Raw genomic sequence first — 13,082 nt, 5'->3', positions numbered from 1 at the left:
GTATGTCCCTGAAGCCCAAGCAGCCGCACCCCATGGGGACCTGCCCCGAGTGCGCGGAGCCGCTCGAGTCGGGCGACCGCTTCTGCGGGGCCTGCGGATACGACCTGTCGGCGGCTCCCGAGCCGGAGGCCGCGCCGGACCGTCCGACGGTACCGATCAGCCTGCCGGTGGACTGGCCCGAGGCGCCGCCCCGGGACCCCGGGTCGCTGACCACGGCCACCCAGCACCCCGGCGAGCTGCCGGGCACCGACTCGGGCGGCCGGGACCTGCCGACCGTCCCGGTCCGCACCGACGGACTGCCGAAACCGGCCGCCGCGCCCGCCGGGAACGCCACGGGCCCCGCCGCGAACCCCGCCGAACCGCCCGCCCAGGACGGCGACTTCACCCTCGCCGCGCCCGACCCGCGCGCCGCGCTCCAGGGCGGCTCCGACGGCCGGAAGCTGTGCGTGGCGTGCCGGACCGGCCGGGTGGACCGGGACGGGTACTGCGAGCACTGCGGGCACGCCCAGCCGCGCGAGCGCGACCACATGGAGGAGGAGCTGTCCTCGGTGGCCGCCGTCAGCGACCGCGGACTGCGCCACCACCGCAACGAGGACGCCTTCGCCGTGTCCTCGACCGCCCTGCCCGACGGCTCCCCCGCCACGCTCGCCATCGTCTGCGACGGGGTGTCCTCGGCGACCCGCCCCGACGAGGCGTCCGCCGCCGCCGCGGCCGCAGCCGACGCCGCCCTGCTCGCCGCGCTGCCCCGCGGGACGCACCCGCAGCAGGCCATGCACGAGGCGATCGTGGCCGCCGCCGAGGCCGTCAACTCCCTGGCCAAGGAGACCGTCAAGGAGCGCGAGCACCAGAACTCCCCGGCCTGCACCATCGTCGGCTCGATCGTGGCGGGCGGCCTGCTCGTCGTCGGCTGGGTCGGCGACAGCCGGGCGTACTGGGTGCCGGACGACCGCACCTCGCCGCCCGCCCGGCTCACCGAGGACGACTCGTGGGCCGCGCAGATGGTCGCCGCCGGCCTGATGAACGAGGCGGAGGCGTACGCCGACGAGCGCGCCCACGCCATCACCGGCTGGCTCGGCGCCGACGCGTACGAACTGGAGCCGCACACCGCCTCGTTCAAGCCGGACCGGCCCGGCGTGGTCGTGGTCTGCACCGACGGCCTGTGGAACTACGCGGAGGGCGCCGAGGACATGGCCCGGGTGGTCCCCCCGGACGCCGCCGGGCGCCCGCTGCACGGCGCGCAGGTGCTGGTGGGCCACGCCCTCGACGGCGGAGGCCACGACAACGTCACGGTCGCGCTGCTGCCGTTCACCCTGCCGTCCACGGGGGCAGGATCGGCCTGAGGCCGCGCCCGTCCCGTTCCCGAGCCCGAGACCCGAGACCCGACCTTCCCTTCATCTCACGTCGCACGTGAGCCGAGGAGCCGCATCACCATGGCCAACTTCTCCAAGCCGACCGGGCCGCAGTTCTCGGTGGACGTCTACCAGAACGAGTACCTGCCCGAGGGCGGCCGGGACGTCAACGCGATCGTCACCGTCACCTCCACCGGGGGCGGCACCGCCGCGGCGCCGCTCACGCCGGGCGGCGGTTCCGCCGCCGTCGTCCTGATGCTCGACTGCTCCGGGTCGATGGACTACCCGGCGTCCAAGATGCGCGGGGCCCGCGAGGCCGCCGCCGCCGCGATCGACACCCTGCGCGACGGCACCTCGTTCGCCGTCGTCGCCGGCACCCACCTCGCCAGGGAGGTGTACCCGGGCGGGCGGCGGCTCGCCGTCGCGGACGCCCGCACCCGCGCCGAGGCCAAGGACGCGCTGCGCGGCCTGAGCGCCGGCGGCGGCACCGCCATCGGCACCTGGCTGCGGCTCGCCGCCGGGCTGCTCGACTCGGCCGACGTGGCGATCCGGCACGGCATCCTGCTCACCGACGGGCGCAACGAGCACGAGTCGCCGGAGGACCTGCGGGACGCCCTCGACTCCTGCGCGGGCCGCTTCACCTGCGACGCGCGCGGGGTGGGCACCGACTGGGAGGTCAAGGAGGTCACCGGCATCGCCTCGGCGCTGCTCGGCACGGCCGACATCGTCGCCGATCCGGCCGGGCTCGCCACGGACTTCACGACGATGATGGAGCACGCCATGGGCAAGGAGGTCGCGGACGTCGCGCTGCGCCTGTGGACCCCGGTCGGCGTGGAGATCGGCTTCGTGAAGCAGGTGGCGCCGACGGTCGACGACCTGACCGGCCGGCGTACCGAGGCGGGCCCGCGCGCCGGGGACTACCCGACCGGCTCGTGGGGCGACGAGTCCCGCGACTACCACGTCTCCGTCCGGGTCCCGCAGGCCGCGATCGGGCAGGAGATGCTGGCCGCCCGGGTCTCGCTGGTCGTCCCCGACCCGGCGGGCGGCGCGCCGACGACGCTGTCCCAGGGGCTGGTACGGGCGGTGTGGACCGACGACATGGTGATGTCCACGTCCATCAACCCGCAGGTCGCCCACTACACCGGGCAGGCCGAGCTCGCCGACGCGATCCAGGAGGGCCTGGACGCGCGCAAATCGGGCGATCGGGACGGGGCGACGGCCAAGCTGGGCCGTGCGGTGCAGCTCGCGGCGGTCTCCGGCAACGCCGATACGGCGAAACTCCTTTCGAAGGTAGTGGACGTGGTCGACGCGGCGACGGGTACTGTGCGGTTGAAGGCGAAGGTCGCGGAAGCGGACGAGATGACTCTCGAGACGCGCTCCACCAAGACCGTGCGCGTGAAGAAGTAGCACGCCGAGCACCACCCAGAGACACCCGGCAACACCCAGAGAACGAAGCTCGACGGACGACGAGAGGGGGAAGCACCGACATGCCGACCTGCCCGAACGGACACCAGTCGGTCTCCGACGACTGGTGCGAGGTCTGCGGCCATCGCATGGCCGCAGCGGGTGCGCCGACGGGTGCCGTCCCGCCGCCTCCCCCGCCGCCGCCCGCGTACGGATATCCCGGCCCCGGCGGCCCCGTGCCGCCGCCGCCCGCTCCCCAAGGACCGGGGGGCTTCGACGGTCCCGGCGGTTACGGGGGCCCCGGAGGCTTCGACGGTCCCCGAGGCTACGACGGCCAGGGCGGTTACGACGGCCAGGCGGGTCCCGGCGGTCACGGGGGCCAGGCAGGTCACGGGGGTCACGGGGGCCAGGCAGGTCACGGCGGTCACGGGGGCCAGGCAGGTCACGGGGGTCCCGGGGGTTACGACCCGAACGCGACCGCTCAGGCCGAGCTGTGCCCGCAGTGCCGCACGCCGCGCGAGCACATGGCGCCGTTCTGCGAGGAGTGCCGCTGGAACTTCCTCACGAACACGGCGACCTCGTACACGCCGATCGCCCCGCAGCCGCAGCAGGGCCCGCCGCCCGCGCTGAACCTGCCGCCGGGCTTCCAGTCGCCGCCGCCCGCGCCGCAGCCGCAGCACCCGCAGCCGCAGCCCTCGCATCCGGACCCCTACGAGTACCAGGGCTCGCGCCCCTCGCAGGTGAACCGTCCGGCGGAGCCGCTGGGCGCCGACCCGACCCACCACCAGGCGCCGCCGCAGCGTGCGCCGCAGGCCCCGCAGGGCTTCCACCAGGCGCCTCCGCCGCCGCCCGCGCCGCAGCAGCCGCAGCCGGTGCCGCCGCGCGCGGACGACGACTGGATGATCTCCCCGCCGTCGCAGCAGCAGCCCCCGGCCCCGATGCCCCCGGCCCCGATGCCTCCGGCGCCCGTGCCGCCGACGGGTCCGGCCCCGCAGGGTCCGCCGCCGCAGTTCCGGCAGCCGGGTCCGCCCGCGGGGTGGACGGCGACGATCGGCCCGGACCGTGACTACTTCATGGCGATGATGCAGCGCAGCGGCCCGGAGGCGACCGGGCTCAACCTGCCCGCGTACTCGCCCGAGCAGCACATCCGGCTCCAGGGCAACCAGATCGGCATCGGCCGCCGCCGGCACTCCACCGGCGAGTCGCCCGACATCGACCTGTCGGTGCCGCCGGAGGACCCGGGCGTCTCGCACCAGCACGCGGTGCTCGTGCAGCAGCCGGACGGTTCGTGGGCGGTGGTGGACCAGAACTCCACCAACGGCACCACGATCAACGGCTCCGCCGACCCGATCCAGCCGTATGTGCCGGTGCAGCTCCAGGACGGCGACCGGGTGCACGTCGGCGCCTGGACGACGATCACCGTCCGGTACGGCTGAGGGATCACCCCTACAGGTCCGGCAGGGGCCAGGCGTACGGCCCCTCGGGGTCGTCCAGCCAGGCCCACTGCCGTCCGCCGCTCACCGTCACCCCGAAGCGCTCCCGCTCCGGCCGCCGTTCGCGCTGCCAGAGCGAGAGCGCTTCGCGCGTGTCGAGGCCCCCGGTCGCCAGGGTCGCCAGGAAGCGGAAGGACTCGTCCTCGTACAGACGCCTCGGCACCCCTCCCACGCGCGGGCGCAGGGTGCGGGCGCCGCCGCCGCGCAGGGCCACGAAGTACGCGGCGGTCGGCAGGAAGCGCCCCTCCGCGTGGTCGGGGCCGGTCACCCGCAGCAGCACCAGTCCGGTGGACAGCGGCGTGACGACGAGGGCGTCCGGCCGGCACTGGACGAGCCAGGAGTACGGGACGGAGGGCACCGCGCAAGTGGCCACGACCCGGTCGTAGGGGGCGTGCTCGGGGCAGCCGCGGGCTCCGTCGCCGGTGACCACGGCGGGCCGGTACCCGGCGGCGGCGAGGTGGCTGCGGGCGGACTCGGCGATCTCCTCGTCCAGGTCGACGGTGGTGACGTGCCGGTCGCCGAGGCGCTCGCAGAGCAGCGCCGCGTGGTAGCCGGTGCCCGCGCCGATCTCCAGGACGTCGTGGCCGTCGCGGACGTCGAGCGCCTCCAGCATCCGCGCCATGAGGGAGGGCTGGCTCGCGGAGGAGACCAGTTCGCCGTCCCTGACCCGGGTGGCGAGGGCGGTGTCGCGGTAGGCGCCGCGCAGCCAGCGGGTGCGGCGGGCGGGGTCGGGGTCGCCGGACCAGAGGCGTTCGTAGCCGCCGGCGCCGGGCACGTAGTAGAAGGGCACGAAGAGGTGGCGCGGGACCCGGCCGAACGCGTCCCGCCAGGCGGGGTCGCGCAGGTCGCCGTACGCCTCGATCTCGCGCACGAGCGCCCGCCGCGCCCGTGCGGCCTCCTCGGCGAACATCTCGGGCATGGGTCCACTGTGCTGCGACCCGCCCCCTTCCGGCCACCGCTCGCGGGTCGCGGGGACCGGAGGTCCTAAGCCTCGGGTCCTCCGCCGGGGCATCTGAGACGATGGAACGGTGAACGAGATTCCGCGCGGCACGCTTCAGGAGCAGACCTTCTACGAGCAGGTGGGTGGCGAGGAGACCTTCCGGCGCCTGGTCCGCCGCTTCTACCAGGGGGTCGCGGAGGACCCGCTGCTGCGGCCGATGTACCCGGAGGAGGACCTCGGTCCGGCGGAGGAGCGCCTGGTGCTCTTCCTCATCCAGTACTGGGGCGGCCCCCGTACCTACAGCGACCACCGCGGCCACCCCCGGCTGCGGATGCGGCACGCGCCGTTCACGGTCGACCGGGCGGCGCACGACGCGTGGCTGCGGCACATGCGGGACGCGGTGGACGAGCTGGGGCTGGAGCCGGAGCACGAGGCGCAGCTGTGGCGGTACCTGACGTACGCGGCCGCCTCGATGGTGAATACCGGCGAGTAATCGGCACCGCCGGGTGATCGACACCGCGGAGTGACACATTCCGGTGACGGAGTCCCGGATAACGGTCACGATCGCATCAAGGTGGCGTCGAAAGCGTTTTCCAGATCGATATCCCTCTGAAAGCATCCTGTGAACGTTCGAAACTGAACGATCACGTTGTTTTCAGGGGGATGGGTGACGGGCTTCGTACTTCTGCGCGTCAGGGCACACCGACTGCTACTGGCGGCGGCCCTGCTCGCGGTCCTGTTGACCACCTCGGTCCTGGCCACGCTCGCCGCCTTCTCCGGCTCCATCGGGGACGCCGCCCTCCAGGGCACCCTCCAGGGCCGCTCCGCCCCCGCCGCCGCGCTGATCGTCACCGGCCAGGTCCCCGCCGACAAACGGGCGAGCGCCGACGCGGCCGTCCGGGCCGGGGCCCGCGCCACCTTCGACGGGCTCCCGGTGACCGTACGGAAACTGGAGCGCTCCGGCCCGTACGCGCTGCCCCGCTCGCTCCAGCCGCCCGCCGCCCGCTCCGGCGACCCGGACCTCACCCACTTCGCCGCCCTCGACCGCACCCGCGTCTCCCTGGTCCGCGGCGCCTGGCCGAAGCCCACCGGCCCCCGGGACGCCGTCGAGACCGCGCTCCCCGAAGAGGCCGCCAAGATCCTCAAGGTCGGCCCCGGCACGGTCCTCGACCTCACCGACCGGCTCGGCGGCAAGCCGCTCAAGGCCCGGATCACCGGCCTCTACCGGCCCGTCGACGCCGCCGACCTCTACTGGCAGCTCGACCCCGCCCTCGGCCGGGGCGTCAAGACGCTCGTCTTCACCACCTACGGCCCGCTGGCCACCGACCCGTCCGTGCTCACCTCCGGACGCGTCACCACCGGCGGCGCCTCCTGGCTCGGCGCCGCCGACTTCACCGGGATCACCACCGACCGGATGAGCGCCCTGCACGCCGCCGCGACCAAGGCGCCCGAGCGGCTGGCCGCCGACACCACCGGCTTCGGCACCACGGTCAGCGTCTACACCTCCCTGCCCACCGTCCTGGAGCAGACCGACCGCGCCCTGCTGGTCTCCCGCTCCACCCTCAGCATCGTCGCCGTCCAGCTCGTCCTGCTCGCCGCGTACGCCCTGCTCCTGGTGGCCCGGCTGCTCAGCAGCGAGCGCTCCGGCGAGACGGACCTGCTCCGCGCCCGCGGCGGCTCACGGCGCCGGATCGCCGGGCTCGCCACCATCGAGGCCCTGCTCCTCGCCGTGCCCGCCGCCGTCGCCGCCCCGCTGCTCGCCGGACCGCTCACCCGGCTCTTCGCCGACCGGTCCGCGCTCGACGCGCTCGGCGTGCGGCTCGACTCCTCCGCCCCGCCCGCCGTGTGGCTGGTCGCCGCCCTCGTCGCCCTCTGCTGCGCCGCCGCCGTCGTGGCCCCCGCGCTCGCCGCCGGCGACGGCGCCACCGTGTCGCTGCGCAAGGGCCGGGCCGCCGCCCTGCCCGCCCCGGTCCGGGCCGGCGCCGACATCGGCCTGCTGCTCATCGCGGGCGTCGCCTACTGGCAGCTCGACCGGCAGACCGGTGAGGGCACCGGCGGCGCCCTCACCGGCGAACAGGGCGGCGGCCTCGGCATCGACCCGCTGCTCGTCGCCGCGCCCGCCCTCGCCCTGCTCGCCGGCACCGTGCTGACCCTGCGGCTGCTGCCGCCCGCCGCCAAGCTCGCCGAACGACGCGCCGCCGGTGGCCGCGGACTGCCCGCCGCACTCGCCGGCTGGCAGCTCAGCCGCCGTCCGCTGCGCGGCGCCGGCCCCGTGCTGCTGCTGGTCCTCGCGGTCGCGATGGGCATGCTCGCCATCGGCCAGAGCGACTCCTGGGACCGCTCGCAGCGCGACCAGGCCGACTTCCGCACCGGCGCGGCGATCCGGGTGCTCGGCTCCGGCCCCGGCGACCCGGCGCAGACCGAGCGGATCGCGGCCGTGCCCGGCGTCCGCAAGGCGGCGTCCGTGCACCGCAGCGGCACCGACATCGCCGGACACCTCGCCACCGTGCTCGCCGTGGACACCCGGCAGGCCGCCGACGGCATGCTGTTCCGCGCCGACCTCACCGACGGGCCCGCCACCGAGCGGCTCGCCCCCCTCATGCCCAAGGCCGGCCCCCGGCCCGGGATCCCGCTGCCCGCGGGTGCCCGCTCGCTGAGCCTGGACCTGCGGGACACGGCACCGCCCGGCGGGCCCGACTCCCGGGTCACCGCCGTCCTGGAGGACCGCTACGGCGTCCCGTACCGGCGGCTCCTCGGCTCGCTGCCGGCCGACGGGCGCCCGCACCGGCTCGACCTGTCCCTCGCCGAGCTCGGCGCCTCCGAGAACTTCGGCCTGGCCGGCCTGGAGATCGGCGGGGAGTCGCTGTGGGGCGAGGGCGGCGGTTCGCACACCTTCGCCGTCGAACGGCTCGCCATCCGACGGGCCGACGGCACCGAGCAGCCCATCGGCTCCGGCTCCGCCCTCACCCCCTGGGCCGTCCAGTACGCGGCGGAACTCGGCAACGGCGAGTCCAAGTCCGTCCCGCTGAGCGGCCGGCCCTCCGCGAACGCCCTGCTCGCCGTCGCCTTCCACGTCGACGGCGAGCGCGACGGGGACACCAGCGGCACGAAGGCGTACACCGTCACCCTCTCCGCCCCGCGCCCCGCGCCCCCGAAGTCCGTCCCGGCCGTCGTCACCGACGCCTTCCTCACCGCCACCAAGGCCAAGCGGGGCGACCACCTCGACGTCACCTTCAGCGGCTCCACCCTGAACGTGATCATCACCGAGGTCGTCCGGGAACTGCCGACCACCGGCCCGGGCGCCCGGTCCGTCTCCGCGACCGCCCCCGCCGCCACCCCCGAGGACGGCGGCGCGATCCTGGTCGACCTGTCCACCGCGAACCGGGCGCTGTCCGTCACGCCCACCGCGACGCTGCCGCCCACCGAGTGGTGGCTGAGCACCCTGCCCGGCCGCACCGCCGAGGTCGCCAAGACGCTGCGGGCCCGCCCCGACGCCGACCCCGCCCTGGTGCTCGTACGCGACGAGACCACCGCCGACCTGCTCGGCGACCCGCTCGGCGCGGGCCCCAACTCGGCCCTGATGGCCGTGGCGGTGGCCGCCGCCGCGCTCGCCGCGGTCGGCTTCGCGGTCGGCTCGGCCGGCTCCCTGCGGGAACGGCAGGCCGAGTTCGGACTGCTGCGCGCGCTCGGCGCGCCGCGCCGCCAGCTGGCCCGGCTGGTCGCCGCCGAACAGGGCCTGCTCGTCGGCATCGGCCTCCTCGTCGGCGTCGCCCTCGGCACCGTCCTCACCCGGGCCGTCGTCCCGCTCATCGTCCTCACCGGCCAGGCGGAACGGCCCGTGCCCGCGGTCCTCGTCGAGCTCCCCGTCGGCCACGTGGCCCTGCTCCTCGCCGGAGTGGCCGCCCTGCCCCTGGCCGTCGTCGCCGCCATCGCGCTGCGCCGCACCGACCCGGCCGTGACCCTGCGGACCGAGGGGACCCACTGATGCCGCCGTCCACCCCGACGCCCCGGGCGGGCACCCCCGCCCGTCCCCGGCCCCTGACCGCCCCGCGGACCCGGGAGGACCACTGATGGCCGCCACCGCACCGACCCGCGCAAAGGCGGACGTCATGCCCCGCAAGCCCGCCCGCGCCGTGGCCCCCTGGGTCCGCACCCGGCTGCGGACCGCCCCGGGCACGGCCCTCGCCTACGGGCTGCTCGTCCTGGTCACCGCCTTCCTCGCGGCGGCGCTGCCGCGCGCGGTCGACACGTACGAGACCGAGGGGATGCGGCACGCGGTCGACTCGGCCCCGGCGCACCGCACCGTCGTCAAGCTCACCAACTCCGTGGCCAGCAGCCTGCCCCCGGCGCAGCAGCCCACCGCGTACCGCCCGGACCGGCTGAAGGCCACCCGCGACCAGCTCACCCCGCTGCTGCCCAAGCCGCTCCAGGCCGACCTCGCGAACTCCGCGTACGGCGCGCGCACCACCAAGCGGGTCCAGGGCCTGGACCGCTGGCTGCCGCAGCCCGACGGGCTGCTGCCCGAGTTCGTCCTCGACGCGCTCTCCGACGTGCCCGCCCACTCCAGCCTGGTCGCCGGGCGGATGCCCGGGATCGGGCCGGGCGGCGCGATGGAGGCGGCGGTCACCGCGAAGACCGCCAAGGCCATGGGCTTCAAGCCCGGTTCCGTCGTCCACGTGCCCGGCAGCGACGGCGGCGAGACCCCCGTCACGATCACCGGGATCATCGAGCCGCGCGAGCCCTCCGGCCCGTACTGGAACGTCGACCCGGTCACGCACACCCCGCTCTTCACCGCCCGCAGCGCCCTTGAGGTCAAGTGGTACTGGGTGGCCACCCTGCTGCTGGGCCCCGAGAGCGGGACCTCGCTGCCCCGCACCCTCGGCGAGCCCGAGCAGTACTGGCGCTACGCCCCCTCCGTCGGCCACCTCACCGCCCAGGACAGCGACACCCTGCGCGCCGCGCTCGACTCCGCCGACGCCGGCCCCGACCTCGTCGCGCTGCGGTCGGCCCTCGGCCCGAACGGACAGTTCGACACCGACCTCGACGAGGTCCTCGGCGAGTACGCCGGGATGCGGGAAGCCATCGCCGCGGTCGTCACCGTCGCCGCCGTCGGCGTCGGCGCCGTCGCCGCCGTCGTCCTCGGCATGACCGGCGGCCTGTTCACCGCCCGCCGGCACGCCGAACTCGCCCTGCTGCGCGCCCGCGGCGCCTCCCTGACCGGCATCGGCCTGCGGCTGCTCGGCGAGACCACCGCCGTCTGCCTGCCCGCCGCAGCGCTCGGCCTGCTGCTCGCCGTGCCCCTCGTCGGCGACGCCGGCGGCGCCCGGATGTGGCCCGCCGTCATCGCCGCCGGGGTCGCCGCCCTGCTCGCCGCCCTCGTGCTGCCGGTGCGCGCGATGGTCCTGCACCGCCGCCCGCTGCTGCACGGCGGACGCGAGGACCTGGTCTCCGCACGGCCCTCCCGCCGCCGCACCATCGCCGAACTCACCCTGCTGGTCCTCGCGGTGGGCGCGGTCACCGCGCTGCGCCAGCGCGGCACCGGCGTCGGCGCCGGCGACTACCTGGTGAGCTTCGCGCCCGTGCTCGTCGGCGTGATCGCCGCCTTCGTCCTCATCCGGATCTACCCGGTGCCGCTGCGCTGGGCCGCCCGGCCCACCCGCCGGCTGCGCGGTGCCATCGGCTTCCTGTCGCTGGCCCGCGCGGGCCGCGCCTCGGCCTCCGGCACCCTCTCGCTGCTCGCCCTGCTGATGGCGCTGACCACGGCCGCGTTCGGCGGCTCCGTCCTCGCCGGCGTCGCCGACGCCCGGGACCGGGCCGCGTACCTGGCGACCGGCGCGGACGCCCGGATCACCCACGACGTGGGCTGGACACCGCTGCCCGCCGGACTCGCCGACACGGTACGGGGCTTCCCCGGGGTCCGCGAGGTGTCGCCGGTGCAGATCGAGTACGGCCTGGAGCTGCCGTCCCACCAGGGGACCACCGACAACGCCATGAGCGCCCCGCTGGTCGGCGTCGAGCCCTCCACGTACGCCCGGCTCGCGGCCCGCACCGACTTCGGCCCCTTCCCCGAGGACCTGCTGAAGACCACCGGCAAGGGCGGCCCCGGCAGCGTCGGCGACACCTCCCGGGTCGTCCCGGCGATCGCCTCCCCGGACGTCGCCGAGCGGCTCGGCGACCAGCCCATCGAGATCCTCGCCGCCGCGGGCCGCTTCCACGTGAAGGTGGTCGCCGTCCGCACGATCACCCCCGCGCTGCCCGACGAGGACTTCCTGATCGTCAACGCCGCCGACCTGGTCAACCGGGCCCCCACCACGCTGCTCGTCACCGGCGGCGGAACCGGGGGCGCGGCACTCGACGGCAAGGCGCTGCGGAGCGAGATGACCGCCAAGGGCGGCAAGCTGCACGTGGGGCTGCGCCAGGAGGAGCGGTCCCGGTACGTCGACTCGCCCATGCAGACCGGCGCCGAGAACCTCTACCTCGCCGCCGTCGCCGCGGGCGCCGGCTACGCGGTCCTGGCCGTCCTGCTGTCGCTGCTCCAGGTCGCCCCCGAGCGCACCACGCTGCTGGCCAGGCTGCGCACCATGGGCCTGACCCGCGGGCAGGCCAGGCGGCTGCTGATCCTGGAGGCCCTCCCGCAGGCGCTGCTCGCCGCGGGCGGCGGCGCCCTGGTGGGCTGGGCGACGGTCCAACTGCTCGCGCCCGGCGTCGACCTGGCCCGGCTCGCGCTGGCCGACGCCCCGGCGGAGACACTGGCCCTCGGCGCGACGCTGCGGGCGGACGCCTGGTCGCTCGGACTCCCGGCGGCCGGAGTGGTGCTCCTCGCGGGCGCGGCGGCGACGGTACAGGCCTGGTGGGCCTCGCGCAGGGGCTCGATCAAGGAACTCAGGGCAGGAGACGCACGATGACGACAGCAGCCGAGACCTCTCTGGAAGAGCTTGAGCGGCGGGCGACGGCGCAGCGCGACCGGCCCTCGTACGGTCACGACTCACTGATCGCCTGCGACCGGCTGGTCCGCATCTTCACCACCGACGGGGTGGAGGTGCAGGCCCTCCAGGGCCTCGACCTGCTGGTGAAGGAGGGCGAACTGATGGCCCTCGTCGGGGCCTCCGGATCGGGCAAGTCGACCCTGATGAACATCCTGGCCGGCCTCGACGTGCCCACCGCGGGCGCCGCGAAGGTCGCCGGCTGCGACCTGCTCGCCATGGACGGCAAGGCCCGGCTGCGCTACCGCCGCGAGGTCGTCGGCTTCGTCTGGCAGCAGACCTCCCGCAACCTGCTCCCCTACCTGACGGCCGCCCAGAACGTGGCGCTGCCCATGCAGTTGGCGGGCCGCTCCCAGCGCAAGGCCCAGCGCGCCGAGGAACTCCTCGCGATGCTCGGCATCTCCGAGATCCGCGACCGGCGCCCCAACCAGCTGTCCGGCGGGCAGCAGCAGCGCGTCGCCATCGCCGTCGCCCTCGCCAACAACCCGTCGGTGCTGCTCGCCGACGAGCCGACCGGCGAGCTGGACTCGGCCACCGGCGAGCAGGTCTTCGCCGCCTTCCGGCGGGCCAACGAGGAACTGGGCACCACGATCGTGATCGTCACCCACGACCAGGCGGTCGCCTCCGAGGTCCGCCGCACGGTCGCCATCCGCGACGGCCGCACCTCCTCCGAGGTGCTGCGGCGCACGGAGATCGACGCCGAGGGCCAGGAGTCGCTGGTGGCCCGCGAGTACGCGATGCTCGACCGGGCCGGCCGGCTCCAGCTGCCCGCGGAGTACACCGAGGCCCTGGGCATGGAACACCGGGTGGCGCTGGAGCTGGAGCAGGACCACATCGGGGTCTGGCCGGACGACGCGGAGGGCTGAGGGGGCTGGGGGCGGGGCGGTCCGCGGGGCTGGGCTGGGCACGGGAC

The 13,082-nt window shown here is 75.6% G+C and carries 8 protein-coding genes; 7 read left to right on the top strand and 1 reads right to left on the bottom strand.

The features are described 5' to 3' along the window. Nucleotides 1-2 precede the first annotated feature (2 nt). The 3 genes from AB0Q96_RS04015 to AB0Q96_RS04005 all read left to right on the top strand — a co-directional run bounded on the left by AB0Q96_RS04015 (nt 3) and on the right by AB0Q96_RS04005 (nt 4,189). Nucleotides 3-1,340 carry a PP2C family serine/threonine-protein phosphatase gene (locus AB0Q96_RS04015; RefSeq protein WP_365321680.1) on the top strand — a complete coding sequence of 446 codons (1,338 nt, stop codon included), beginning with the start codon at nt 3-5 and terminating at the stop codon, nt 1,338-1,340. Between the two features lie 90 nt (nt 1,341-1,430). Next, nucleotides 1,431-2,756 (top strand): VWA domain-containing protein, encoded by a 1,326-nt coding sequence (locus AB0Q96_RS04010; protein ID WP_365321440.1) that lies wholly within the window; start codon nt 1,431-1,433, stop codon nt 2,754-2,756. A gap of 80 nt (nt 2,757-2,836) precedes the next feature. Beyond that, entirely contained in the window at nt 2,837-4,189 is a 1,353-nt protein-coding gene (locus AB0Q96_RS04005; protein ID WP_365321439.1) for an FHA domain-containing protein, read from the top strand. A 10-nt stretch (nt 4,190-4,199) separates the two neighbouring features. Here the strand turns inward: AB0Q96_RS04005 and AB0Q96_RS04000 are convergent, their stop codons facing one another. Further along, complete coding sequence (locus AB0Q96_RS04000; RefSeq protein ID WP_365321438.1) at nt 4,200-5,165, bottom strand: methyltransferase domain-containing protein; 966 nt, start codon at nt 5,163-5,165, stop codon at nt 4,200-4,202. 109 nt (nt 5,166-5,274) lie between these two features. Here AB0Q96_RS04000 and AB0Q96_RS03995 point away from each other — a divergent pair, with 109 nt between their 5' ends. The 4 genes from AB0Q96_RS03995 (at nt 5,275) to AB0Q96_RS03980 (ending at nt 13,035) form a co-directional block, all read left to right on the top strand. Next, entirely contained in the window at nt 5,275-5,679 is a 405-nt protein-coding gene (locus AB0Q96_RS03995) for a globin (RefSeq protein ID WP_365321436.1), read from the top strand. Nucleotides 5,680-5,853: 174 nt separating this feature from the next. Next, nucleotides 5,854-9,171, top strand: coding sequence for an ABC transporter permease (locus tag AB0Q96_RS03990; protein ID WP_365321435.1), 3,318 nt, complete (start codon nt 5,854-5,856; stop codon nt 9,169-9,171). Between the two features lie 85 nt (nt 9,172-9,256). Next, nucleotides 9,257-12,091: an FtsX-like permease family protein gene (locus AB0Q96_RS03985; protein WP_365321434.1), complete on the top strand. Its 2,835-nt coding sequence runs from the start codon at nt 9,257-9,259 to the stop codon at nt 12,089-12,091. Continuing rightward, complete coding sequence (locus AB0Q96_RS03980) at nt 12,088-13,035, top strand: ABC transporter ATP-binding protein (RefSeq protein WP_365321433.1); 948 nt, start codon at nt 12,088-12,090, stop codon at nt 13,033-13,035. Before AB0Q96_RS03985 ends, AB0Q96_RS03980 begins: the two co-directional genes overlap by 4 nt. Nucleotides 13,036-13,082 lie beyond the last annotated feature (47 nt).

Source organism: Streptomyces sp. NPDC093111, from assembly GCF_040683955.1.
In the GTDB taxonomy this organism is placed as follows: domain Bacteria; phylum Actinomycetota; class Actinomycetes; order Streptomycetales; family Streptomycetaceae; genus Streptomyces.
Note: the sequence above shows the minus strand (reverse complement) of the source record. Positions and strands in the feature narration are given on the sequence as shown.